The sequence below is a fragment of the Paenibacillus vandeheii genome (genome assembly GCF_030433635.1).
Taxonomy (GTDB): Bacteria; Bacillota; Bacilli; order Paenibacillales; family Paenibacillaceae; genus Paenibacillus; species Paenibacillus vandeheii.
In genome coordinates, this window is the sequence record NZ_JAROCD010000011.1 from 24,880 (window position 1) to 51,853 (window position 26,974).

A 26,974-nucleotide genomic window follows, 5' to 3' on the forward strand; every position below is an offset into this window, starting at 1 on the left:
CTCATACGATTTATTGACAATTAAATTTTCATTTGCGTATAATGAGTTTATATACAAACGTATGAGCATTTGTTCATATATCGAAATTGAATTTATCTCTGGAGAGGAGTGAGCGTTATATGGAAGCACAGCAACAGAAGGTCAGAAAAGACTTAATATTAGATGGTTTAGACTGCGCGAACTGTGCTATGAAGATTGAGAACGGCGTTAAGAAAATTGATGGAGTTAGTACTTGTTCTGTAAATTTCGTAACTAAAACTTTAACTTTAGAGACTGATGAGGGAAGAGCAGAAAGTATTGTATCAAAAGCCAAAGAAAAGGTGAAGACATTAGAGCCTCATATACGTGTAATTGAAAAAGGTGAATCTTCATCAAGAAGTGGCTCCAAAGGTACAGAAGAACATCATAGTCATGAAGATGCTCACGATCATGCCCACGACCATGGAAATGAGAACACCAAACGTATGTTAACCCGGTTAATTATTGGTACTCTTATTGCTGCTGGTGCGTGGTTCTCTTCTTTTTCTGGCTATATAGAGTTCTCACTGTTCGCATTAGCTTATATCATAATTGGTGGCGACATTGTATTCAGAGCAATCAAAAATCTTGTCAGGGGTCAAGTTTTTGATGAAAACTTTTTGATGGCCATTGCAACGGTGGGAGCTTTTGCGATACAAGAATATCCCGAAGGTGTAGCCGTCATGTTGTTTTATCAAGTAGGAGAGATGTTCCAAAGCATTGCTGTAAATCGTTCTCGAAAATCGATCAGTTCACTCCTGGATATCCGTCCAGACTACGCAAACTTAAAAATAGGTGACGAAATAGAACGTGTATCTCCTGAAGAAGTGAAGATCGGAGACATCATTTTAGTAAAGCCTGGTGAAAGGGTTCCGTTAGATGGCAAAGTCATTGAAGGTGTATCTGCTATGGATACTTCTGCTCTAACTGGAGAATCTGTTCCAAGAGAAGTGGAGCCAGGTCATGATGTGCTCAGTGGCTTTATAAACAAAAATGGTGTGTTAACGATAGAAGTAGCGAAGGAGTTTGCTGAATCAACTGTATCCAAAATATTAGATTTGGTTCAGAATGCCAGCAGCAAGAAAGCACCAACAGAGAACTTCATCACAAAGTTTGCTCGCTATTATACACCAGTAGTAGTGATCATTGCTGTACTGCTTGCTGTGGTACCTCCTCTCATTGTAAGTGGAGCTACTTTCTCAGAATGGATTTACCGTGCACTTATATTTTTAGTTATCTCTTGCCCTTGCGCATTGGTGGTCTCCATTCCACTTGGCTTCTTTGGAGGAATCGGTGCAGCATCAAAGAATGGAGTGTTGGTTAAAGGGAGTAACTACTTGGAAGCCCTAAATGATGTGAAATATGTCGTCTTTGATAAGACGGGAACCCTAACTAAGGGAGCATTTACGGTTACAAGCATTCAAACTGGAGGGCATATTTCTAAAGAGCAACTCTTGAAATATGCAGCTTATGCAGAAGCTCACTCAACTCATCCCATCGCCGAATCCATTAGAGCTGCTTATGGTGAAAGTATAAATGAGAACGAGTTAGTGGAGTATAATGAGATTTCAGGACATGGTATTAAGGTTAAGGTCGATGGAAAAGAAGTACTTGCTGGTAATGCAAAACTAATGGTTAAGGAACAAATTCGTTATGATCAACCAGCTGACTTAGGTACAATAGTGCACTTGAGCATTGATAATGAATATGCAGGGTATATCGTCATTTCTGATGAGGTGAAAGAAGATTCCTTAGAAGCCATTCAATCATTGAAAAAGCTTGGAATTAAAAAAACAGTCATGCTCACTGGTGATTCAAAAATAGTGGGAGAAGCGGTTGGACGCCAGCTTGGAGTAGACCAAGTGCATGCAGAGTTGCTCCCACAAAACAAAGTAGAAGAAATTGAAAAATTAGATCAAGAAAAAGCGTCAAAAGAGAAAATCGCGTTTGTTGGTGATGGAATTAATGATACGCCGGTATTGGCGAGGGCAGATGTAGGAATTGCTATGGGCGGACTTGGATCTGATGCTGCTATTGAGGCAGCAGATATAGTCATTATGACTGATGAGCCGTCAAAGATTACAACGGCTATTAGGATAGCAAAAAGGACAAGAAGAATAGTGTGGCAGAACATTATTTTTGCTCTCGGAGTGAAGGTGGTTTTCTTGCTCCTTGGTGCATTTGGTATTGCAACGATGTGGGAAGCGGTATTCTCAGACGTTGGTGTCACTTTGTTGGCTGTATTAAATGCAGTACGAATACTGAAAAGTTCATAAGCATAATTAGGCTTCGACAGAACACCTTAAGTAAACAGGCGAGGGTTACAACTTGTCTTTTCTTAAGGTGTTTTTTTATGGGAGAATTCTTTGGGAAGATCACGCCGTTAAAGTGTTTATTTTAGCAGCTTAGTTGCTCTTTTCTTTTGTCATATCACAAACACTAATCTTTAAAAGGTTCATGTTTTGTTTACAATCAAATCATCCTTAGATCATGGTGATTGACTAGACTAAGGTTGTTTACTTTGTGTACAGGACTTTAGCAAGCGATTTGCATTATGTTACTAACAATTAGATCGACTGTGAACCTACACTTACATAGAGAATTCTAAATAAGTTAACGCTCTTTTAATTGATCTTCTCTGCTGTCAGATAAGATAATAATTTCTGTTTATATGTCGTCGCAAAAGTTGACAAGGTAGTGATAAATAAACTACATTATGTAGGGTAACAAAATTTTAATAATTTCGCCATGTCTCGAATGCAATTATTGATAATTTTAGAGTTTTTAGTAACTTTGTGGCGATGTAGGACAAGCAGCGTTCTATCAATCATAAGGCCATTAAACTCAATGAAAGAAATAATTCAAATCTAAAATATGTACAAGGATGGGAATTAAGTTGAAAAAGACAGCAACTGCACTTGCAATAAGTTTGATTACAATCACAATTCTTAGTCCTGCTTATAGTCATGCAGCATCAGGCATTAGTGATATTGATAATGAGTTGGAAAAGCTCAAACAACAGTCTAATTCGGCAATATCGGAACAGGAAAAAGCTGAAAAGAAGAAGAAGGAAGCCGTTTACTATAAGCAAAAGCAAGAGACATATTTGAAGAGCATCATGAAGCAAATAGAAAATGTAAGTAACGAGCTTGCAACTGTCTCTTACAATATTGAAACAACGGAAGAAAATTTACGCTTTACAAAAAAAGAGTTGGAAGCTGCAGAAGAAAGAATTGATGCTCGTGAGGACGTACTAGCATCCCGAGTGCGTTTGATGTACACCGATGGTACAATTTCCTATTTGGATGTGCTGTTATCATCTACTAGTTTTATTGACTTCCTTCAGCGTATGGATTCTCTGAAAATGATTGTGGACCAAGACCAGAATCTATTAGTTGAGCATAAGAAAGATAAGCAGCTTGTTGTAGAGAAGAAGCAACAGCTTGATAGGCAGTATGCGGAACATAAGCGGCTATATGTAGAGAAGAAAGCCCACAAGACAGAGCTCGCTAGTAAGGAGCAAGAGAAGCAGAAGCTTATTCTTGGATACGAGAAAGAGATTGAAACACAAAGTGAGCTCAGTGATAGGCAAGATCAAATGCTAGTTGAAATTGCGTTAAAGCGGTCGGCACTGGTTCAAGAAAAAAATACGCTGAAAGAAGAGCAGGCTGCAAGAGCTGCAAAAGCTAAAGCAGCTGCAGAAGAGGCTGAAAGAAGAGAAAAACTACAGAAGGTTTCTAGCTCTAGCACTAAATCAAGCTCCAGCAGTTCTTCCAATGGAAGCGGAGTGTTAGGGATGCCAATTCAAGGTGCAACCATTTCATCAAACTTTGGACCACGTGTCCACCCCATAACAGGTGAGTTAGGAAAAATGCATAATGGGACTGATTTTGCTGCTCCTCAGGGTACGAGTATATATGCTGCAGAAGATGGGGTTGTCATTATGGCAGAATGGTATGGCGGATATGGCAATACAGTTATCGTCGATCATGGGGATGGTTTATGGACTCTATATCCTCACATTAGGGAGAACGGTATTCAAGTAAAAGAAGGTGAATCAGTATCCCGAGGTAAAAAAATCGCAGAAGTAGGTTCAACAGGGAATTCAACAGGTCCACATCTGCACTTTGAAGTCCGTGTGAATGGAACTCCACAGAACCCATTAAGCTATTTATAGAGCATTAGTTCAAAAGGTCTTTGCAATGATTATTATTCGTACTAATGATAACAAGGATTACAGGTAGGAATATTTCGGATAGTAGGATAGTTAAAAAGTGCGTTGCAAGAGGTTGAACCTCTTGCAACGCACTTTTTAACATAGATTGGGTCATATTAATCTGAAGATTTGATTGTGATTGCTTAGTTAAATTGGCATTGAACTTTAATTAGTTTAAACTATAGTTTGTAGTTGGAAACAGAAATAGTAAATAAGAACGAAACTTTTCTGGAAGAGGTAGCTAAAATATGCGAGTAAAGAGATTCCATCTAGATGAAGAAGGTATCAATAAATTTTTTGGTTCTTTAGAAGCCAAAATTATGGAGATTTTGTGGAACAATAGCAAGATGACAATTAAACAAGTCCATGAGTTAATAAATGCAGAATCCCCCATCTCATTGAACGCAGTCATGACGGTAATGACAAGACTGACTGATAAAGATTATTTAATAAAAGAATCAAGTGGCCGGGGAAGAACGAGATTAACTTTTTTCTCAGCACCTACAACTAAAGAAGAATTTATTCAGGCGCAAACCCAAGCAGTCACTGATGGACTGATTGCTGACTTTGGTTCATATATGGTTCGTAATTTAATTGAAAGTTTGGACAAAGCCGACCCTGAGCTGATTCAACAACTAGAAAACAAATTGAAGGAATTAAAAAATGAATAGTTATTCGAAGATACTAATTGACCCAAAGCGGGCTTTGTTCGTGGCGATAGTTATATGCAGTTTGGTTATTTTTCAGATGGGCTATGTTATATATCATCAGCTTCAAGATGTACCAAGTAACGATAATATAATTTTATTGCTTCAGGCTACTATTACGGATATGTTTGTGAATCATGTAACTACCGAAATGATTATCAATGCTTTTATTGCCTTTTCAGTTATAACCTTTGGGTATCAAGTATTTAATCAATATTTACGTTATATGAATATGAAGAAACTCCTTTTCCAGATGGAGAAGTTAGAGTTATCTAATGGGTATTCAGAAAAATACAACTCCCTAAAAATAAAAATAAAAGTGGTATCACATCCAAACAAAATAGCAATGTCAGCTGGATTCTTTAAATCAGACATTATCCTTTCAACGAGTCTATTAGATCAATTTAATGATGAGGAAATTAGGGCAATTATTTACCATGAATATTATCATTGTACAAAACGTCATCCCTTTTACACGGTTATTTTAAAAATATTATCTGAATGTTATATTTTTTTGCCGGTAATAAAAAAATTAGCTAGCTACTATGAAGTTGAAATGGAATTAAAAGCAGATCAATTTGTAATAAATAAAATGAAAAGTACAAGACAGATAGGAAACGTTTTATTGAGTCTGATTAAGGAACATAAAAGGGAACCGATGCTTAAAGGTGTTCATTTAGCTCATGTAGCTATAAATTATCGACTGCAACAGATTATTTATCCTAATGCCAAGCTAACTGTCCCTATTTTAGAGACACATACGATTCTCGTCTCTATGATCACACCGATCGTTATGGGAATAATTCTGATAATCGACTGTGCCTAATATATATCTAAGTGAAAGCTTGTAACCTCATGACTTGAAGTTCTCGTTATTAAAAAGAATCGTGTGGGTGACCTCCCGAGAGTTAAACGTATGGCTACATCGGCAGATGGTGGTCCCTATCGCGAAGTAACCGTTGTGCATAGCGAAAAAAACTATGGTGCGCCGTCATTCCTCAAAGTAAATAAACGATTTTTTTCCTTATAGAAAAATGTGTAAATTCAAGTTGGTGTTTCCCTGGAAACTGGAGTGAGTTATCCCGTCGAACTAAAGATGAAAGCCATAGAAATGAGATTGGCGAGGTACCCTTGAAAGAAGTTATGAAAAAGCTGAATATACGGAATATCATATCTGAAAACGTGGATGGGGTAAGAAGAAGTTCATCGTCTGGAGCAACCCATAGGCAAGCATTATAAACTATGGCAAGTTGCACTCAACACAGGTTTCGATATAGATATCTTAGGATCACTGCTTGCTTCGATCAGAAGGTTTCATAATCTTTTAATTAATGATATTTCGTACTATGTCCAATATGTAAGATGAAACCTAAACTAGAAGATATTCCTAATGGAGTCGCTATTTTAGCGGCTTTTTTATGTTATCGGTACAAGTTCGTGTCCCGAGCCAAGGGTAAGAACTTGTACCGATTACCGATAAGGACAAGAACTTTTGATCCCATTATTTTCAATTATTTTTAGGATTGTTGTTGCGCTGATTGCGCAATTTACTGCACATAACTCAAGTTAGGCGTAGTTTATTTGAATTTCTTGCTAATATATCGACATAGTCTCTATCTCTACAACCGTGAACACTACATAACAAAATATTATTTTAATCTTCAAATTACTCTTCAACATAGAATGCTCCTGTTGGCGTGAATTTTCAAGGTGAACTTGAAGTTCAATATTCCTTTTGCTGAATCATGATAAAATAGATTTGTAGAGAAATTTGTTAGACTACGACTTGAGGGGGATAAAATGGAGACAGAGTTGATTTCCATAAGAGAAGAATACGAAGAACTTATTGGCCTAGCTTCCAACGCAACAGGAGTTGATAAAAGGCGCAGAGGATTTGCATTCGAGCGATTACTGTATAAGCTTTTTAATTTTGAACAACTTGAACCGCGCACAGGATACAGACCTTTGGGTGAGCAAATTGATGGCTCTATTTATCTTGACGGACGTATATATCTACTGGAAGCCAAGTGGCATGCAGAGCCACTACCAGCTTCAACCCTCTACCAGTTCAAAGGCAAGGTCGAAGGTAAGTTGGCAGGTACAATTGGAATATTTATTTCAATGTCAGGATATGCAGAAGACGCCGTTGATGCACTAGTTTTAGGTAAGACGCTAAATATTATTTTACTCGACCAAAGAGACTTAGATGTTGCTATAGCTCGTAGTCTTGGATTTACAAATGTTCTCAAACGTAAGCTTCGTATGGCTGCTGAGGAAGGAGCTATTTATTTCCCTTCTGAAGGTGAGATCGTGACCGCTGAAAAGAAAAAACTCGTAGAGATCGATCTTCTTCATTATGACCATGTCTCAGGTGGGGTAGTGACTACGCAAGCAATTGATGCAACTACAGCTGATTTATTAATTGTATGCGAAGGTGATACTGACCGTGAAATAATTGCCCTACTGTCTGAAAGGATTCTAGGTAAAGCGGGTTCAAATCGGTCAATTAAAATTACTGTTGCAAGGGGCAAGATCACAATTCCCCGTGTAGCGAATGCTTTGTGGAATACTTTTTATTCAGAATCTAAGGTCTTAATAGTGACCGATGGTGATGATGATCCTGTTAGGACAAAAGAAATGTTGCAGAAAGGCCTCGAATTTAACGAGTGGATTGCTGCTATCCCTAATCCTTCTATTGAAGTATGGCTTGACCTCGACGTTAGTCTGATGAAAAAATGGAGATTAGAGCATCGCCTTGAGCAATGTCGTCAAGCAGCGAGTAATTTAGAAATTGAAGAATTGCTGAAGAGAGATGAGCAGTTTGCTTTATTCCACGATGCAATCCTCGGGAAATGAGAGATCTTACTAGGTGAGAACTAGGAAATACTGCTGTTATAGAACCTTTATAATTTATTCAGGTAATTAAGAAACGATAATTGAAGGCTGATGCAAAGATGTTCTCACTGCATGTATCTCGCTAATTTTATTTTAAAGGAGTAATACATAATGAAACTATCAAAAGTCAAAGTTCTTAATTTCCGTAACTTAAAATGTATTGATATCAGTTTAAATAGAATTACGATTCTAATCGGTGAAAATAATAGTGGAAAAAGTAATTTACTAAAAGCCATCACACTTCCATTTTTAAACGACGAGGTAGGAAATTTAAGTAAAAAATTAGGATGGCATGACATAAATAATTCAGCTAAGGAAATGTATTTTAACTTTTTAAAGACAAACAAAGAACGAATAACGAACCAAGAAATAAACATAGAAGAGTTTATTAAGATTGTGCCTATAGTTACAGTAGATGTATCATTTTCTCCTGATGGATCAGACGAATATTACATACATAAATGGATTACTGCTATGGATGAAGAAGTGCCACAATACAGTATTCAATATAAATATGCTGTACAAGACCACCAAAAACTATTAGAACTAGTTACTAATATTCTGATGACGAACTCATCCATTGATAATATTAAAATGAACCTCCTACCCATTGAGTTTTACAAATATACGATACAAGTACCTCTCACAGAAGATCCAGTATCCTTTAGTGATCTTATTAATTTCAAATATAACTCCCTCGCTGCGGAGAGAGACGATTTTTCAATTAAGAATAACCAGTTAGGTTCTAGAGCTTTAGTGAATTTATTACAAAACAAGCTTAGTGATGAGCAGAAGGTAGCTGTAGAAAAATCTTATGAGGACTTTTTCTCAGATCTCAAGCACATCAGTAAATTAGAGGGAGTTTTTAATTGGCAAGAAGATTCTGCCTTAGAGAACGCAAAAGACTTTTTCAAAGAAATTACATTGCTCCCGAATATGCCAAGCATGGGTTCATTATTGAACAATCTAAGACTCGGTTTTGGCGAAGAATATTTGAACACTCAAGGATTAGGTTACCGTAACTTAATTTATTTGCTTGTGATGATAAATTCTTTAAAAGTACATACCGACAGTGCTTTAAATATATTAACAATTGAGGAGCCTGAGGCACATTTATGTGTCAGTAATGAGCATCTCCTTGCCAGTTTTTTTAATTCGATTTTGAATTCGAGTAGTAACTTACAGTTGTTCCTCTCAACACATAGCACAGAATTTGTTAATAAACTCGAATTACAAAACGTTGTTGTTTTAGCAAATGGATCTGCATTTTCTTTAAAGGACACAATTACCTCACAAGAATTGAACTATTTAGCCAAAAAGCCTAACTTAGATTTTCTAAAGTTTCTTTTCTCTAGAAATTGCATTTTAGTAGAGGGGCCCACTGAAGAGATGCTTATAAAGGCATACCTGAGTTCTAATGCTAATTCCTTGTACGATATAGAGGTTATAGCCTTGCATAAAGGCTTCACTAAGATGTTGGACATTTGGCTTAAAATAAACCAGTATACTACCAGTAGAATAGGAATTATTAGGGATTATGATGACCAACCAAATGCACAAATAAATCATGAAAGATATAATGAGTATTCAAACATATATGTAACGACAACAACTGAATATACTCTAGAACCAGAGTTCGTAAAGACGAGCACTAATTTTAAGAAAATGAATGAGTATTTTACTCAAAATCACGGGTGGGAGAAGTGCACAAGCCCTGAGGAGTTATCAGAACGTTGGAGATCGGCAAAAGCTTCTACTATGTTGAGGTTTTGTAGGGATTTTGGTAAAAATGAGCTTACCAATATAGTGCTACCTAAGCACATAGCTAATGTTCTTGAATTCTTAAAAAGTGGAGAGAAAAAATGAATATAATAGTTGCTGGAGCTGGGGCTGGGAAAACAACCTCTATGGCTAGTCATATTCTGAACCGGTTGGAAAAAGTTGAGGATGGAAAGATACTCTACGTAATTACTTACACTAATTCTGCAAAGAATAAAATTCGAGAATTGATTATTGAGAATAAAGGGATCATCCCGAAACAATTACGAATTGAAACCATCCATGCTTTCCTTCTCCATGAAGTCATTTACCCATTTCATCATTTACTATTCGAAGGACATTTTAATAGTGTTTCATATATAAATTTACCTACAAATAGAGCATTCTCTGCTGGGAAATTAAAGGAACTAAAACAAAATAATTATATCCACGTAGAGAAAGTGACGGAAACTGCTAAATGGATTCTGTGCAAGAAGACTGGTGACAATAGGTTAATTAAAGAGAAACGCGAAAAAATCATCAATACCATTTCAAGATATTTAGATTGTGTTTATATTGATGAGGCTCAAGACATGGATGAACATATGACTCAGATAGTCAAACTTTTAGATAATAAAGGGTTATATATATTCTTAATTGGAGATCCGAAGCAAGATTTACGTGGTCGTAATTTTTTCTCAAATTTGGTCATACAACATCAAGAGGCGGTTGTCTATGAACCTACTAATCATAGAAGTCCACTATCACATGTTAATTTCTCGAATCATTACATTCCTTTTGAACAAAAGCAAATTCCACTATCTAAGATAGAAGGGGAAATAAAATTTGTGCTCGAAAAAGAGATTGAATCAAGCGAAGATTTCTTTAATAACCAAAATTGGGATAGGATTTATATATATCAAAAAAACAATCGATTTAACACTCATGAAAAAGATAAAGCTAGCAATCATAATTTGATTTTTGAACTCGAGAAACTAATTTCTAGAACAACTGATAATGAGAAAGAAAGAAAATTAATTCAGTATGAATTGCTAAAAGATATTTTCTCTAGACTAAAAGATTCCAACAATAACGAAATATTATTACTCATAGAGAAAGTTTTAAATTTGAAATTGAACTCACAAGACAAAGCCAAGATACATGATTCATTGAAGATTGCTAATGAAAAATCCCATTCACCAGGTATTTTGGTAAACTCAATTGACTCTATAAAAGGACTAGAAGGAGAAAAGTGTTTATTCATTGTTACTACAGAAATTGCAGAGTATTTGCTTGGTATAAAAAAAGATCAGAATAAAATGATGAATTATCTATATGTAGCGCTCACAAGATCAAAGAGAGAACTTGTGCTATTTATCACCCTAGAGGTACACCTGAAATATACAATCCAAAACTGGGAGGCCTTTCTTTCTAGTAAAAAAATAAGTAAATACATCTCAGTTCCATTAGCGCCCTAGGAAGATTATTTAAATAACATGAAAGGGAAAAATAGAGTAATAATTGTACGATCAAAAAATCATACAGAGGAAGTGTTAACTTGATTAAAGAATACATAATACCCAATATTTCTATATATTTGGATTTGATAAGAACTAATGATTTTCACAATTATATTTTCAGAGGACAAAACGAAGCTTACAACGGAATTCAAGCTAGTGGTTTTAGATCATATTCAGGTAGCGCAGAGGCAAGTAAATATTATGATATTGAGGAAATGAAAAAGCAATTCTATAGTAAAGTAGTTAGAAAAATATCAGAAGAAGAGAAACAATATTTTTTAGCATTTTGCCAACATCACGGCTTACCTACAAATTTGGTTGACTTCACTACATCTCCTTTGGTCGCTCTATTCTTTGCTTGTTACGGAAAAGACCAACTTACTAGTAATGAAGCAGAAATCTACCTTATTAATAAGAAAAAGTTGATTGATATTACTCCATTACTTCTGCAGAATGAGAATTTTTTTGAATTGTTAATTCAAACTAAAGATGCTCAATTAAAGTTGTTTTCCAATTTACGAAAAATGTTCGCAAATCAAGCTCATGATTTGCCAAATTATATTAACAAACTGATCGAATGCTATGAATTAAACAATATAGATATCGATGGCGAAGAGCTGACTGAGAGTGTAGATCTGGATGAAGAATTCTTAGAGGATGATTATGACAATCTGAAAAAACTTACTGATTTTAAAGGGAAAAACGACGTTATCGAACTTTATTACTTTCTCGCTAATGAGATTTATGACGAAAATATTACTCATGGGGAAGTATATCACTTAAATAATGCAGAGTATTATTCTAATGAGGAACTGGGTATAAGAGTCTTTTTTGCTTTATTAATAAATTTGCTTCAGCTCCAATATAGAAACATTGATAAGCCCCTTAAACTGGATCTTAATGTTTACTTCACTTATCAACCTCCAGATCTTTTTGATAGAATTATTAATCAAAAGGGAATGTTCATTTACCAATTATATTTGTCAAAAACGGATGAACATAATAAACATAGAATGCTACGTTTTCAATCTATACAACCGGATTTTATTATTAAGATTCAGAATCATCAGGCAATTTTAAATGAACTCAACTTATTAGGAATAAATATCGAAAGTATTTATGGAGATTTTGATAACATTGCTAAATCGATTAAATTTAATCAACAGTATACTTTGAATTCTTAAAAAGAAAAGTCACAATTTAACGAAGTGAACTTTTTAATAATGTTAAGAAGATCATTTTTGACTTATTATTTAGAGACTAAGAGCATCTAACAGATCTAAGTAGTGGGGTCTAGCACATTCCTCCAAAAAAAAGAAACGTAAAGCTTAGATCCCTAGAAAGCTGCCGTTAGGCAGCTTCTTTGTTTTTTCTTTACTCAGATGATGAATAAATTTAATTTGAACCGTCAATACCATTCACTATCTTAAAAAAGGAGTAAACACATAGTGAGCATAGATAAAATAAGTCATTTTGTTCAATCACCCCACTACGAGGAGATGTTTTTCTCTGGAGCTAAAGTAAATATTCTAAGACAACTAATCAGTGAATATCAGGCTTCTCTTGGATTACAGCGGCTTGAGTGGGCTGAGCGGAATGTGGTCGGCAAATTCATTGCAACTAAACATTACGATTTGAATAATGATCAGTTATATGAGCTACTAGATAGTCATGGTGTGCTCCCTAAGACTGTTCGAATTAAATGGAATAGTTTAAATGAGCTGGAACAACACTCACTTCAGGAGAACTGTTTAGCCAGCAAGCCATACTTAAAATTCACTCCAAAGAGGATCAATCAAGAGGAACGTGATGGGGGACACATCAGCTACAGAAATGACTTGGTGAACTATGGCATAGACGGGTTATTAGCTAATTGGAAACAACAAAAATGGATCTACTCTAGGTTGTTTGATCAATGGAATGCTTTACGTGTTTCTGCTCTAACGGAGATGCTTAAGACCAAACAAATCACGATATCCCTGTCTGAAGGAAAGCTAAGTGTAGTTATACCTGATCCATGCGTCGATACTAACGCTGCATTTCAATGGGGAGGAACAGAACTACTACAGCGATGTGGAAAGATTGATATGGAACAAGTAAAGTTATTAGCAGCCAAAGGCTACTATTCGATGACTGAGGTTCAGAAACACTTAAAGGTAGTGGATGTAAGGACAAAGTATATTCTCCTGACATTAACAAGTGAACGTAATATGATGGAGGGAATGATTCAACAATCTAACCGGTATTCTTGGGTGAATCTACGTAGCCAAAAGGGATGGGAAGTTTAAATTGAATATGTAATAAAAAGCCGACGTCTAAAGACATCGGCTTTTTAGTTTAGTTATCAAAAATTTCAGATAAGAGCAGGTTAACCTTTTTGAGATCAGAAGACTTCATTGGCCAGAGCTTCTCATTGATCTCGTTTAATAGCTTTTCCTTGTCATTGTTTCCAACTTTAACATACTTACTGTAATGAAAAAGTTCGTGGACACTAACTTGGAGCGCATCTGCAATCTTTTGAAGGTTTAACAAGGTTATGTTTTTCTCGGCACGCTCAACGCCCCCAATATAGGAGAAGTGGAAGCCCGCCATTTCTCCTAATTCTTCCTGCGAATATCCTTGTTTTTTCCGTAATTCCCGGACACGTTGTCCCACTAATCTTAATACAGGTTCGTTCATTGCTACACCTCTAATTTAGTCTAAACAATGCGAAACCCTCGATACATTAATGTATATAGATTATTTTTAAAAAATGATAAGTTTATATATCATTTCAAATGGACATAAATAATAGGGGAGGTGGAGAGGATGAATGAAAAACTCAAACTCAAAGCAGGTATTGAAATTGCTACGGTAACGGCAAATGGAATTTTGTTTAACGGAAGAATGTATACCAATCGAGAAGTGATCAAAAAGAAGTGGTTTGACGCAGCTAGAGATCAAGGAGAGTGGAAGATTCCAATTGTTCATATCAAAGACTATCAAGAAGCAATTCTGATCATTTCTATAAAGTTTCAAGAGGTCAGTGTCGCTACATGGGTAAGCTTAGAAAAGAGAAACGTAAAGGATGTGAATGAGTACCACGATCGATTGAATCAACTAAAGCAGCTTAAGAAAAGCATTAGAAAACAGATAAACTAAATATAGAAAAAAAGCCTTGCTTAAAGCGAACAAGGCCCAATAGATCTATTATTTATTCATGTAAGCTCGACAAAATAAAGTACTTCTCAAGAGATTCAATATTTCGTTGGGCTAGCTGCTGTTTCAAATTGCGGATATTATTTGTTTCTGCATACTGAAAACCAAAAGAATGAGTAAGCTGGCGAACAGTAACCTCTGAAGTTCCAAATTTAGAAGCGTATTTTTTAACCATTGCCTGAATAGTACGCTTTGAAATTCGTTGACCATGTGATTCTCCGTTAGGTTTTGCTAAAAATAAGGCCGCCTCATCAGGATTAGGGGCATAAGTGCCAATTCTAACTTTCAAGTACTCATACAAAAAAGTTTTGGCACTTTCTCCAAACATGATTCGATGTTTCTTTCTTACTTGTGACTGTTGCCTGGTCACCATAACGTAGCCATCTTGGATGCAAATATCATTGAGATCCAGATTGACAATATCACTTACTAAGATTCCAGATTCCAATAACAAGGTGATGATGCTAACATCCCGGTTTCGATTTTGGTTATGAAACCATTGTGCTTGAGGATTATTTAGTTTTGACACGTCTTGTTGAACAAACTTAACGAATGCAGGGATTTCGTTGACACGTAGAATTTTGTCCTGCAATTGATGTGCGACTTCACTAGTGTTTTTAGGTCTTTTCATGGTAAAACTAGCAAAAACATTACGTCTTAAAATAGGGTTGCCGTCGTTATCAAATTCTTGATGTAGGGACCCAAACATGGATCGTAACGATAGAATTTTCCGGCACATAGAGGAATGTTGTAATTTCTTGGAATACGTTAAGTGATTCATATATTGTTTTACATGATCTGCATTTATATCATTAAACAAAGCTAAAGTCAGCTTACTTATTTCAACATGTGGCCATAGTTTTGGCGATATCCAGTTAAAGAATATACCAAAATCTCTTACGTACTCTAAAGCAGAAGAGGGAGAAAGGTTATTGTCTAACTTATTTTTTATGAAAATTTGTACGGGTTGAGGCATCTCATTCAATCGGATTAAGACTAGTTCTAAATCTTTACGTTCTTGTACTTTCATATTATCACGCACCCTTTGGTCCTTTTTCAGGTTGTGTTCCCACTGTGCTTATGTTTTATACATTCACGAGGTAATTTCTTAGGTCGGGTTATCATTTTGAAATTGTATTTTTAAACAATGTTTCAAGAGGCAAATTCAACGCTTCTAGAAGTAAATATAGATTATAAGCACTAATTACACGCCCACCTCTTTCAATATTAGCAATTGAAGATCGGGCAAGATGAAATTCCTGACATAGCTCCTCTTGTGTTTGATTCTTCAGCTTTCGAAGATCACGTAAACATCCTCCAAGCCATTTATAGAATTCTTTTTCAGACATCTTAGACTCCTCCATCTATCATTCTATTACTATTTAGTATGTTCATAGAGAGACAACATTTATACATAGATGTGTATAAGAATTTAATTTTTTGTTCATACATTAGAACAAGTAGGAAGGGATGATCATGATGGACAGAGGCGGATTCATAAAATATCAGCCAATTAAGATCCCGAGAGGAACAAAATATGGAAATAATTATTGGATTCCACGGGGAAATAAGATAGGAAAACGAACTCTTGATCTCTATAGTGATTTAGAATTCGAGCATTGGCTTACTGTGGAAACAAATCCTGAAGTAATTGGATACTGTGAGCAGCCTTTAGAGATATCATATCTCCTAAATGGGAGGCTGCGTAAATCGATCTTTGATATGTGGATTCTATATCGAGATCATTCTGAAACGTTTGTCGAAGTGAAATATGAAAAGGAATTAACTTCAACAGAGCCGAGGTATGATCGAACTAAACGTCAGATTGAGGCTCAACGAGAGTGGTGTAGAAAGAACAATATAGCTTATGAAGTTCGTACAGAAAAAACAATCAGAAAGGGGAGACACTCCATTGAAAATAGGATCGCAATTACGACCGCAGTACTAAACAGTAGAAAGCCAGTATGTACTTTAGAAGTACTACATAGCGTTTCTTTGCACAAGAAAACAATTTCAAATGTTTTTTGTGAATTACCTCAGTATCCAGAAGATCAGGTCAACCTAGCACTTAAATGGTTGTATTATGAAGGGCAGGTTTGTGCGAACATTGAAGATCAAATCTTTGGAAAGAGTTTGGAGGTTTATAGGAATGAGTAGAGAACGAGTGTATGAACAAAGCGGCTTAGCAATGGAACAAACGAATTTAGAATATTGGCCTACAGTTGATGAAAGCACTTTAGATGAATCAGAACGTTTTATATACATTAACCGTAAAAAAGCTGTGACAATGTATTTTCAAAGAGTCAGCTTAGAAGAAATCAAACAGGAAACCGGAATAGTGCGTCAAAACGTTAGGAGATTCACTAAACGTTGTATGCAATATGATCAAACAGGTATTGTTTGGGGATTTAGAGCATTGATTCCTCAAAAGAATGTAAAAGAATATCAATTGGATTTATTCACTAAGAAGCAGAACAACTTGCGAAGGACAGGAGAGTTCAATCGTTTCCTAGACAAATATCCTGATATTCGAGAGCTTTTAGAAGACCTTTTTCGTGGAAGAAAGGGACGCTCTATAGAACCAGTCATGAAAGTAAAGTACATTCATAAACGTTTCGTTGATGAATGCCGTAAGAAAGGAATTACACAAGCAGAATACCCCTTGAATACAGAATGGATGGGATATAAAGCAGTACAGCGGTATGTAAAACGGATTTCTTATGAATATTTTTCTAGATCTGCCGAACGACATGGGGACGATGCATTACAAAAAGCGAGACACGTTGGTGAAGGACAACAAAATCAACTTTCCAACTTGTTCCCCTTTCAGAAAGTCCAATTCGACGCCCACAGAATTGATGGTTACTTTGTGGTCGAAATACCTACTCCTGATGGGGATATTATGACTGAGGTATTAGAACGTTTCTGGGTTCTGACGATTATTGATGTAGCGACCAGAAATATTTTGGGATACCACATTAGTTTAAATCATGAATATAGTGCAAGTGATTTTATGCAATGCGCACGTAATGCTGTAATGCCACATAAACGATTAGAACTTACGATTCCAGGATTGTCCTACCATCCAGAAGGAGGCTTCCCATCAGAGAAGTTTCCGGAAATAGCCTGGGCTGTATGGGATGTTATTTGCTTGGACAATGCTAAAGCCCATTATGCTCGAATGGTGAAAAATCGCCTGGAGAACTTAATCGGTTGCTTCATGAATTTTGGACCGGTAGCTCTTCCCATGAGAAGAGGAATTATCGAACGTTTTTTTCAGACTTTAGAGGAAAACGGGTTTCACCGTTTACCTAACACTACAGGAAGTGGACCAAAGGATCCGAGAAGAAAAAATCCGGAACAACAAGCCATTCAATTGAATATCACTTATGATCATTTAAAACAACTCATTGATGTATTAATCTCAAATTATAATGGGACACCTCACGGTGGAATCTACCATCAAACTCCATTAGAACTCCTTGAGAAAAGAATGAACACCTCGGGGCTAATGCCACGAATTTTAGAGGAAGATAAAAGATCGGAGATACTCTTTATGCAAACGATACAAAAACGAACAATACGTGGATCATTAAAATCAGGTAAGAAGCCGTATATAGAATACGAAGGAGTTCCTTATCGAAGTGACAGACTTGCGAATTTAGCTTACTTGATAAATACCGAGATTACACTTCATGTGAACGTTGATGATCTTCGGACACTGAAAGCATTTCTACCCGATGGAAGCGAACTTGGATATTTGACAGCAAGCGGACGATGGTCTTTAACTCCACACTCTCTGCAAACAAGAAAAGCTATCAATTCCTTAGTAAGGAAGAAATTGATACATCTAACCACTTGGGATGATCCGATCTTTGTTTATACTAACTATATTATGAATCAAAAAAAATCTAAAAAAATGGTTAATAAACAGATCAAGATCATGGAGGAGAGTACGTATAAGCCTGACAACGCACCCAGTGAACAAAAAAAGGCTTTGGAAGAAGCTAGTTTCCAACATGAAAGGTTGGATAAAGTACGTCAAGAGCAAATGTATAAAGAACAGCTCAGTGAAATGGAAGATTACGATCGACTGGCCAAACAATTCAAAACCAAGATGTACTAATAAAGGAGAAGATCTACATGGATAAACAAATTGTACCTATTGGGACACACCCTATTGAAGTGGGCTTCTATAAACTCCCGACTAAAGAAGTGGTTCGATTAATGGAAAACATAAAAAAAATTGTAACGAACCGATTACCTGGGATGATTGTATATGGGCGCCCACGTTTAGGAAAAACAACCGCACTGAAGTTTGCATTAGAGAATTTACCAAATTATCTTCAATCACCAATCCCCATTTTTATAGCCAACAGTAACTCATACAGGGTCCCTAGTGAGGAGAAGTTTTACTCTGACCTACTGTATGATTTTAATTTCCCGTTTGTTGCACGTAGAAAACCTGGTGAAATGAGAAACCAAATTGTGAACTTGCTAAAAGAGAAAGCAGAAACTTCGGGTACAAGAAGAGTCATCGTAATTATGGATGAGGGCCAAAATTTAACCGAAGCTCATTATCAATGGTTAATAGACATCTATAATCAACTAGATCGTTCAAGGATCAGTATGTCAGTGATTTGTGTTGGCCAAGAAGAATTATTGACTAGAAGGACTTTTTTCCTTGGGCAAAGGAAATCACAAATTATCGGTCGTTTTATGACACATGAGCACCGTTTTTTTGGTATTACATCACAAGGAGACATTAAAAGTGTACTTCGCTGCTACGATTCAGCTGAAATTTCGGAGTACCCCGAAAACAGCAATTGTAGCTTTACGCAATACTTTTTTCCGGAAGGTTATGAAAAAGGACAGCGTTTAGAGAAAGACACTAATATTATTTATCGTCATTTCACTGACCTTCGTAAGCAGCATGGTGTAACATCAAAGCTTGAAATTCCAATGGAGTACTTTACCTATGCCGTGGAAAATGCTTTGAAAATATACGGAACTCATGGGGAGAAACTTGAATGGATTACTTCACAGCAGTGGTTGGAGGCCATTAAATTAACTGGTTATATTGAATCTGAGATCTATATGACACTGGCTCATAAGGAAGTTAAGGAATGAATATTGTCTGGAGGAAAGATTGGATACATGAGTACGAATCACCTTGGTCAGTATTTGAAAAATTAGCTTTAGTTAACCTAATAAATCGAAACGAGATTTTATATGTTTTTGGCAGCAAAAAAGTCAAAAAAATCAAACAGCACATTGGTGATACTCATCGTGATCTTTTGCGATTAAACGGATTTGATCTTGAGAAACTTCATCAAACACTGGATTACAAACTAAAAGAACATAGTGATAACATCATTATGCAGTTGCTTGCACCTTTTTACGATTTTTATGGCGTTTGGGATCCTTGGTTTCACGATGATTTGCAGTGGTGTCCGCAGTGCATGGAGGGGGGGTTCCATTCTTGGTTACATCAGTTTAAGCTCTTCGATACATGTGCATTTCATGAAAATAAACTTATTGATACCTGTCCAAAATGTATGCAGACAATACCTTTCTTATTGTCTAACAAACAGCTGGAAAGTGCTTTTCAATGTAAGTGTGGACATATACTTGCTACTCTTGGTTTTTCAAATTGGAACGATTGGAAGGAGTCCCCTCAATTAAATCAGTCTATACTTAGCTGGCTTGAATTTAACATGAATTCAGTAAACGAGCAGCAAACGAAATGGATTGTTCATGAACAACATTGTAATTTAACATTGTTACTTCAAAATGAGCCTGAAGAAATTAAGTATTTTGATCCAATAGAACCTATTCAACAAGATTATCTTTATTCAAACTTGTTTCGAAAAGAACAGCAAAAAATTTGCTCAAATGCCTTTCAAATAGTAGAAGAAAGTTTATTACAAGAATTCCTTGGGAACCATCAGGACTGCATCACTCAATTAATAGATCTAAGAAAAAAGGATGACATGTCTGATTTCCCAACAATTTGCCCCTATGCATATACTTATGTTTTTTGGAGAAAATCATTATTGATGGAAGAGCGTTTTTATGGATTTAATCCTTTCAATAATGAATTGATTTCTACTAAAGCTCCTTTATTAATTGAAGAGCATCTAGAGCACTTTACAACACAACTTATAAATTATCAAATAAAGATGCACAATAGTATTGATAGAAGAATTATATTGTGGGTTCTTGAAAAATTAGTCACTCAGTTTAGTGAAAATTTCTTCGATGCATGGTTTGATATAGCAGGGAAGGGATGTGAAGAGATCAGTGTTCCTCCTTGGAAAGAAGTCATTAAAATGAGAGACCGAGCGTTTCCGAATATTGCTCTCAAATGTAGAACTGATGAGCTAGGAACTTACGTCGAGTACCATCATGGTGAAAATACTGAGACGACACTGTTTAACAAATACGAATGCATATATCAAAATGAAAATATTCGACTCAACATTAAAGAAATGAGTTCTTATACACCACCAGCAGTTGCGCTAATGCTCAGAGGCAACACACCTGATGAGGATAAAAAGATACTCCAAAAATCAATTGAAGCATATGTGAAAAAATTAAATTTTTAAAACCGTTAAATCTTGTGATATGATGATATAACGGTTTTTTTGTTGTAAGAAAGGGCAGAATAACAACAATGGAACAATGTTCTTGTCCTTTAAGGAACAATGTTTTTGTCCTCAGACACAAAAAGTTGCCTACCAAGTGCCTAAGAAAAAGGCGTTTATACATATGTACAAATGACGGCTTTTGTGCATATGTATAAGGCTAAAAAGTCAAAGTTAGTCAAAGTCAAAATTATTTTTCATTACGACCCACCTTTTATATGCGATTTCAGATGGCTGATCTTCAATCGGAAACAAAAAACACTCTTTTTATAGAGTGTTTTAAAGCTATTCACCATGCTCCAAATGCTGTACAGCCACCATCAACGTTGAAACAGCTTCCTGTCACAAAACTAGCTTCATCTGAAGCTAAGAACGAAACCACGTTAGCGACCTCATTACTAGTTCCAAATCTCTTCATTGGTGCACGATTGATAATATTTTTTTCATCCGTATAACCGCCATCTGCTTGATCAGTTAGATCTAGTTCTGTTTTGATGTAAGCAGGTGCGCATTAACACGTGGAGTTTCGATTAGCGAAGTTAACCCAAGAGTTAAAACGAATGTCATAATTAACTTTATCAAATGCAAACACCTCATAGTTGGGATAATTTATTTTTCCCAAAATGAGGAGTTGAATACGGTTTAATTGGAATTAACCTGCCCGTTAACTTAATGAATTGAAGGGTAAGATGCCGATTAGATACACGCCTAATCGGCAACAGGAACATGTTCTTGTCCAATACGGTAATCGGTACAAGTTCTTGTCCTTGGCTCGGGACAAGAACTTGTACCGATAATATTTTTACCCCGTAATGCCTTGTTTTCTACCGTTACAAAATGTCGGAGGAAACAATGAAGCAATAAGGGTTACGGCATTCCCGGTCGTAACACTTATTTGTATAGTCAGACCATAGGCTGATAACTGCGTGCAACAGGCCAGTGTTTATTTTTCTAACGAACGGACGCTTTTTCTAAAGAAGGTAACAAAAGCCCCTATCAAGATTAGGCAGCCGGTCACCGTCAGCACCACCGCTGTTCCCGCTCCCGTTCCGTATTGATGCTGCAGCCTAGGCTCCAGCCAGCGATCGACCAACGGTCCTGTAATGATAAACGACAAAGGTGCGGTCAAAGCGTTGATTTGCCCTATTGCAGCGAACACTCTCCCATGCAAATGAGCGGGTATATGGATTTGAACGAGTGTGCTGAACAGCGCGCCCATCATCGGCAGCGGAATCATAAGCAGAAAGATGGATACAGCAAGAACCCATTGACGGTCCGCCAAACTGAATACGACAAACATAACGGCCGTCACAAGCGAACCGGCAAACATCGGGGTAAGTCGCTTGCGGAAGGTCAAGCCGCTCAGAACGAGCAGCGCTCCGCACAGCGCTCCCGCGTTCATAGCAGCCAGCACCAGCGAGGTTATCCGGTCGCTTCCGGTCCGGGCGAGTAAATGCGGGATTGCCAGCTCTAACGGACCGTTAAGCATCAGATTCCACCATGCCATGAAGAAAACGAACGCCAACAACCCTTTTCGCCTGAAGATGCAGGTGAATCCTTGAAGCCCTTGTTTCCAGAACCCCGGCTTATCTGCGGCTCCCTCCGTTTCTTGTTTGTGGACAGTCGTAGAGACCGGCAGCAGAAACGTCCCCACGGCGGCCGCCGCAAAAGCGGCTAAATCGATCAAGATAATACCCCGGATTCCCAACGGAGCATATAACATACCCGCCAGAAAAGGGGCAAGGACACCGGCCAACGGAAACATCAGCTCCTTCAACCCGTTGGCCTTATCCAGTTCATCCTCGGATACCAGTTCGTAGGTAAAGGCGGAGATCGCAGGACCTTGGAATGCTGCAAATATACCTTGAAGCGTAACGATGGAGTACAGCTGTGCGAGCGGCAGTTTACCGTCCGCGACGACAAACAGGAGCACCAGAGTTCCCGCCGCTTGTCCGGCGTCTGCGAAGATCATCAGCTTCTTTCGGTCAAAACGGTCAACGGCAAGCCCAGCCCATACGCCAAGAAATAAAGCCGGCAGTTCCTGAAACAAGGGAATCAGCAGTAGAGGCGTAACCGATCCATACGCCTTCACCAGCCAAAGTCCGACAGCAATGCCGGAAAGACGGCTTCCCAGCAGTGAAACCCCTTGTAAAATAAATAACAAATAAAGTGGCGATTTTAGTCTTAAAATCATCGATCTTCTCCTCATTTTGCGCAAACAAAAAAAGCTTTCATGACGAACATGAAAGCTTCGGACGACTATCCCGAAGGATACCTTGCCGTTTTGCGTTCTATTGGTTTCGTTATGACGGAGTCTGAACGGACGCATGAGAAAATAAGCCTTTACAGGCCTAAAAAATTGACGCGGCGTTCACATATGAAATTAGCTTAGTTTCTGTCATAACGAATAATGAGGGTCATATCGTATCGATTCTCCTTTGCAAGGCAAAAGGTATTTACTGAATAAATATAGCATGCATTCTGTCTTTAGTTCTAGAGGTCTTTCCAAAAGGCAGCATATTTTTTTGTTTCAATTTTTTCACATACATCTCAACTAATTTTTAAATCACCTTCTGCTGATTACATTACTTCGTATTTTGTTTTTTTCTTGCCCAAATATACACTGCTGTTGAGCCTACTAACGCAATAACCAAACTTGTTATCGCTATGCCCGTGTAACTGTTTTTCGACGTATGAGATTCGATTGCCGGGTAACCCCCAGCTCCGTCCACATTCGGATCGGCTCCTTGGGACTGTACCTCTTTGAGGAAACTAATCGTCTTGGCAGAATCCCATAATTGATTGTTGTCCATACCTCCCATGAGTGATTTCTTTTCTGAAGGTACGTCTGGTAGATTCACTTCTTTCCCATTGACTTTAGCAACCAGATAACGGATGTTTCCATCTTTAATCAACACCGGATTTAGAGTATCTATGTCAGTGGATAAAGACTTCGTCATTGTATTTAATGATCGATCCAACCTAGATGCGTCTCCTCCTGCAAGAACCACCCTAAACTCACCTTCAAATCGTTCGATACTGAGAAATGATTTGCCAACACCCTTGGATTGCACAATAAAGTCATACTGCCCTGTCGGCTTAGATACATCAATTAGACTGTCAGATACATGATTAAATTTTTCGGAGTCAAATAGGTGTACTTCAAAACCCGGGCCCAAAGTTACAGCCTTAACCTCCTCTTCATTCGCATAACCGTATCCTGCAGGGTCATCTAAAACTAATGTTTTAAACTCTTCCAACCCTTGCCCCTTAGCATAAATCTGAACATCTTCAGGTACAGTGCTGCTCGCATGAATACTTGGAGCAATCATGTAACTGACCATCAGACCAATACATATCGTTAAGAACATTCTCATATGTTTCATTATTATAGTCCTCCCAATTTAATCCTTATTGATAATGCCAAAAGTCTTTAAGTCCCCATCTCCATGTTCTATCCGCTCCTGTGCCACCGTTAAATTTTGAGTATTCCATTGAAGTTTTCACTCCATCCCATGGATCAAGATAATGCATATAATAAGTATATGTTGGTGTATTACTATATCCATAAATAGCAACCGCATGACCTATAAGAGCTGTAGGACTGTTCCATTTCCAGCTTACATAGACAGGGCGCCCACCATCAATTTGACTTTTAACTTGGGCAACATTAAGATTTCCGGAGTAATAATTGGAAGATACCCCGTAGTCATGCATTCCACTTTGTGCTTCTACCGTGGATGCGGATACATTAGCACACGAACTGGTTGACTTCACTGTCTTTACAAAGTCGCATTGATACACATTTTTTTTAGCCATGAACTTGAGTACACTTGAACTTACTGCAGCCCAGCACCATTCATCTTTCTCTTGCTTTGCAATTGGATATGACGGCAAATCTGTAGCATACGCTTGTGACATGAAACTTAGTGTAAATATTAATGCAAATACAGAGAATATCATCGATTTTTTATGTTTCATTTTAAACCTTCCTCCTCATTTCATCGAAATTGAATTGAAAAATTCAATAGCTCTTACCTGTGCCAATCTTCATGCAGCCCTCCCTTCTCATTCATCCAAAGTCATATTTTTCTTACACTATAAAAAACGCCCCTTTTAGTTGAAAAGTTTCCTTTTTTATCAATTTTTTATCAAAAAAAATATAATCCCTAGAGGGTCTGAATCTGAACAGATTGCTCCAAACTAAAAGGCATATCCCGGTAATCTGTACAGGTTCTAGCCTTTGCTCGGGACAAAATCTGTACTGATAAAATATAAAAGCCGCTATTTTAGCGGCTTCAATGGATTAGCAATCGGTACAACCCTTTATCCTCGACTTGAGAACCGATAACCGTCATATGAAATTACACATATGAAACTAAAAAAGCCACCACAAAAGAGTGGTGACTCATAAATAGTGAGTTTTAGAATTACAACCCTTTCACTACTTCTAGCCTTTTCATAACTTCCAAGTGTGCCATCCTATAATCTTCTAAAGCTTTTTTACCTTTCTCAGAGAGACCCCTTAACTCTTCTTCCTGCTCTCTAGCAGTCACATGATTGCCTAACCAATCTAAGACTGACTCTAACCATCTAGTCGTCTTACTCTTTCCCATCTTATCAAATGCAAATTTGTCAGCTTCTAACTCAGCGTAGTAAACATCCCCACGTGCCATGGCTTCAGCACGTTCTAAACCATCATAATCCTTCAGATGATTCAACTTAATATGACCTAATTCGTTATAAAAGGTGCAGAGCAGGTTGTCTTTATCTTTTTTTGTATCATTGAGCACAATAAATGATTTATCTATAAACTGATCACCAGCTTCAATAGCCCCATCAAAGCTAAACCTATGCATTGCGAACGCATGTCCAAATTCTTTTGCATGCATAACAACGATATCCTCGTACCAAAAATACTTATAAGGACGACTATGTCCATTAGTGAACGTTACAATCATTTCTTTGTCGAAATTAAATATAGGTTCCATTTTGACACCTCATCACATTTTTTTCGCTTTAATCGTTAAATCATCCTGATGTTTTAGAAGGACTTGGGAGCTTATGTTAAAACACTCGGTTTGGAGATCTTGATAATAATGCCTTCTTGATCGGCATCAAAACTAACACCAAGCGCTTCCCATAGATCAATAATGACTCTTCCAAAAGGCAAAAAGTCCCTTATACCATGCCAGTCAGGATAACTATTATAAAGTTCCTCTAATTCTTCACTGAAACGAACAAGATATGGAGTGTAATAATCCATTCGCATGCTTTCTAAGTATTCCTGCAATTTTAGACCATGAACTCTGCCTAGTAGATTTCCTGTAATATTTAGCAATAGATTTGATTCCTCTTGTATTTTGATAAATACCTTATACGAGTCTCCATCCATAACATATTCATGAAAAGTGTTACCCATTGTCTCTACTAAAGATAAGGCCAGACTTCGTACATCAGCATCTCTTAAACTGGTGGTTTCAGTGAATGAACTAATTGCCAAACGGTCTGCAATAAATTCCATCCACATAAATTCTCCTAACTTACAAGCGATGGTCATAAAATCATCTGTACGAGTGATCTCAAATGGTTCATACGAATGGAATCTCAAGCTATGATCATGAACATGCCCTAATTCGTGGTGCAGTGTATGAACAGCCCAATTTTTATATTTCTCATTCTCTTGGTTAAATAATGCCCAGAATAGAGGGGAATCTAAAAAAACCACATATCTCTGCTGAATACCCTCTTTATAACTGATAACCTTAGCTACTGCTGAACCAAATGAGGCTTCAGTGTATCCCTCCTGAACGTTCTTTAAGCGTTGGAATGATAAGATATCCTTTTTAAACTCACTTGTGTATACAACTGAATCGAGATAATTTATATTTAATTTCGAAGTTAGGTGAAGGACAAGGTTATATATAGATTTTGTTGCATCCTCTCTTTGCTGTTGATCCAGATCATCTATTCTCAAATCAATATCAAACATTTTTTCCTCCCACGTTTCCTAAT

At 37.1% G+C, this 26,974-nt stretch carries 22 protein-coding genes and 2 pseudogenes; 15 read left to right on the plus strand and 9 right to left on the minus strand.

The window, feature by feature from the left end:
• Window positions 1-83 precede the first annotated feature (83 nt).
• From P5G61_RS21415 to P5G61_RS21460, 10 genes and pseudogenes are all read left to right on the plus strand, one after another.
• A pseudogene (locus tag P5G61_RS21415) lies at window positions 84-2,294 on the plus strand (heavy metal translocating P-type ATPase); the annotation flags it as partial.
• Window positions 2,295-2,914: 620 nt separating this feature from the next.
• Entirely contained in the window at window positions 2,915-4,195 is a 1,281-nt protein-coding gene (locus tag P5G61_RS21420) for a murein hydrolase activator EnvC family protein (protein ID WP_024634432.1), read from the plus strand.
• Window positions 4,196-4,482: 287 nt separating this feature from the next.
• Window positions 4,483-4,905 (plus strand): BlaI/MecI/CopY family transcriptional regulator, encoded by a 423-nt coding sequence (locus P5G61_RS21425; protein ID WP_024630797.1) that lies wholly within the window; start codon window positions 4,483-4,485, stop codon window positions 4,903-4,905.
• 40 nt (window positions 4,906-4,945) lie between these two features.
• Window positions 4,946-5,767, plus strand: coding sequence for a M56 family metallopeptidase (locus P5G61_RS21430; RefSeq protein WP_161634268.1), 822 nt, complete (start codon window positions 4,946-4,948; stop codon window positions 5,765-5,767).
• A gap of 234 nt (window positions 5,768-6,001) precedes the next feature.
• Window positions 6,002-6,133: pseudogene (locus tag P5G61_RS21435) on the plus strand (IS3 family transposase); the annotation flags it as partial.
• A gap of 608 nt (window positions 6,134-6,741) precedes the next feature.
• Entirely contained in the window at window positions 6,742-7,797 is a 1,056-nt protein-coding gene (locus P5G61_RS21440; protein WP_024630799.1) for a TOPRIM nucleotidyl transferase/hydrolase domain-containing protein, read from the plus strand.
• Between the two features lie 150 nt (window positions 7,798-7,947).
• Window positions 7,948-9,702 carry an ATP-dependent nuclease gene (locus tag P5G61_RS21445; protein WP_024630800.1) on the plus strand — a complete coding sequence of 585 codons (1,755 nt, stop codon included), beginning with the start codon at window positions 7,948-7,950 and terminating at the stop codon, window positions 9,700-9,702.
• Window positions 9,699-11,072: a UvrD-helicase domain-containing protein gene (locus P5G61_RS21450; protein ID WP_024630801.1), complete on the plus strand. Its 1,374-nt coding sequence runs from the start codon at window positions 9,699-9,701 to the stop codon at window positions 11,070-11,072. Before P5G61_RS21445 ends, P5G61_RS21450 begins: the two co-directional genes overlap by 4 nt.
• An 80-nt stretch (window positions 11,073-11,152) precedes the next feature.
• The gene (locus P5G61_RS21455; RefSeq protein WP_024630802.1) at window positions 11,153-12,298 is read left to right on the plus strand and encodes an FRG domain-containing protein; all 1,146 of its coding nucleotides are present in this window, start codon (window positions 11,153-11,155) and stop codon (window positions 12,296-12,298) included.
• Window positions 12,299-12,562: 264 nt separating this feature from the next.
• Window positions 12,563-13,402 carry a hypothetical protein gene (locus P5G61_RS21460; protein WP_024630803.1) on the plus strand — a complete coding sequence of 280 codons (840 nt, stop codon included), beginning with the start codon at window positions 12,563-12,565 and terminating at the stop codon, window positions 13,400-13,402.
• A gap of 49 nt (window positions 13,403-13,451) precedes the next feature.
• On the opposite strand, the gene P5G61_RS21465 is transcribed toward P5G61_RS21460, so the two are convergent.
• Entirely contained in the window at window positions 13,452-13,793 is a 342-nt protein-coding gene (locus P5G61_RS21465; RefSeq protein WP_024630804.1) for a helix-turn-helix domain-containing protein, read from the minus strand.
• A 129-nt stretch (window positions 13,794-13,922) separates the two neighbouring features.
• Here P5G61_RS21465 and P5G61_RS21470 point away from each other — a divergent pair, with 129 nt between their 5' ends.
• Window positions 13,923-14,255: a hypothetical protein gene (locus tag P5G61_RS21470; protein WP_024630805.1), complete on the plus strand. Its 333-nt coding sequence runs from the start codon at window positions 13,923-13,925 to the stop codon at window positions 14,253-14,255.
• A 52-nt stretch (window positions 14,256-14,307) separates the two neighbouring features.
• Here the strand turns inward: P5G61_RS21470 and P5G61_RS21475 are convergent, their stop codons facing one another.
• Complete coding sequence (locus tag P5G61_RS21475) at window positions 14,308-15,342, minus strand: tyrosine-type recombinase/integrase (protein WP_024630806.1); 1,035 nt, start codon at window positions 15,340-15,342, stop codon at window positions 14,308-14,310.
• A 91-nt stretch (window positions 15,343-15,433) separates the two neighbouring features.
• A complete protein-coding gene (locus P5G61_RS21480) occupies window positions 15,434-15,661 on the minus strand; it encodes a helix-turn-helix domain-containing protein (protein ID WP_024630807.1) in 228 nt (75 codons plus the stop codon).
• A gap of 127 nt (window positions 15,662-15,788) precedes the next feature.
• On the opposite strand from P5G61_RS21480, the gene P5G61_RS21485 reads away from it, so the two are divergent.
• From P5G61_RS21485 to P5G61_RS21500, 4 genes are read left to right on the plus strand one after another with little or no spacing between them, the layout of a single operon-like run.
• Window positions 15,789-16,469, plus strand: coding sequence for a TnsA endonuclease N-terminal domain-containing protein (locus P5G61_RS21485; protein WP_024630808.1), 681 nt, complete (start codon window positions 15,789-15,791; stop codon window positions 16,467-16,469).
• Window positions 16,462-18,438 carry a hypothetical protein gene (locus P5G61_RS21490; protein ID WP_024630809.1) on the plus strand — a complete coding sequence of 659 codons (1,977 nt, stop codon included), beginning with the start codon at window positions 16,462-16,464 and terminating at the stop codon, window positions 18,436-18,438. The genes P5G61_RS21485 and P5G61_RS21490 overlap by 8 nt, the downstream gene beginning before the upstream one ends.
• A gap of 17 nt (window positions 18,439-18,455) precedes the next feature.
• Window positions 18,456-19,442, plus strand: coding sequence for an ATP-binding protein (locus P5G61_RS21495; protein WP_024630810.1), 987 nt, complete (start codon window positions 18,456-18,458; stop codon window positions 19,440-19,442).
• Window positions 19,439-20,920, plus strand: a complete 1,482-nt coding sequence (locus P5G61_RS21500; RefSeq protein ID WP_024630811.1) for a hypothetical protein — start codon at window positions 19,439-19,441, stop codon at window positions 20,918-20,920. The genes P5G61_RS21495 and P5G61_RS21500 overlap by 4 nt, the downstream gene beginning before the upstream one ends.
• Before the next feature lie 328 nt (window positions 20,921-21,248).
• Here P5G61_RS21500 and P5G61_RS31950 read toward each other — a convergent pair whose 3' ends face one another.
• The 6 genes from P5G61_RS31950 to P5G61_RS21525 all read right to left on the minus strand — a co-directional run bounded on the left by P5G61_RS31950 (window position 21,249) and on the right by P5G61_RS21525 (window position 26,951).
• Window positions 21,249-21,455: an SDR family oxidoreductase gene (locus P5G61_RS31950; RefSeq protein WP_081717988.1), complete on the minus strand. Its 207-nt coding sequence runs from the start codon at window positions 21,453-21,455 to the stop codon at window positions 21,249-21,251.
• Between the two features lie 447 nt (window positions 21,456-21,902).
• Window positions 21,903-23,153: an MFS transporter gene (locus tag P5G61_RS21505; RefSeq protein WP_024630812.1), complete on the minus strand. Its 1,251-nt coding sequence runs from the start codon at window positions 23,151-23,153 to the stop codon at window positions 21,903-21,905.
• 391 nt (window positions 23,154-23,544) lie between these two features.
• Window positions 23,545-24,345 (minus strand): hypothetical protein, encoded by an 801-nt coding sequence (locus P5G61_RS21510; protein WP_024630813.1) that lies wholly within the window; start codon window positions 24,343-24,345, stop codon window positions 23,545-23,547.
• 25 nt (window positions 24,346-24,370) lie between these two features.
• Window positions 24,371-24,940 carry a papain-like cysteine protease family protein gene (locus P5G61_RS21515; protein ID WP_024630814.1) on the minus strand — a complete coding sequence of 190 codons (570 nt, stop codon included), beginning with the start codon at window positions 24,938-24,940 and terminating at the stop codon, window positions 24,371-24,373.
• Between the two features lie 449 nt (window positions 24,941-25,389).
• A complete protein-coding gene (locus P5G61_RS21520; RefSeq protein ID WP_024630815.1) occupies window positions 25,390-25,950 on the minus strand; it encodes a hypothetical protein in 561 nt (186 codons plus the stop codon).
• Window positions 25,951-26,021: 71 nt separating this feature from the next.
• Window positions 26,022-26,951 (minus strand): hypothetical protein, encoded by a 930-nt coding sequence (locus P5G61_RS21525; protein ID WP_024630816.1) that lies wholly within the window; start codon window positions 26,949-26,951, stop codon window positions 26,022-26,024.
• Window positions 26,952-26,974 lie beyond the last annotated feature (23 nt).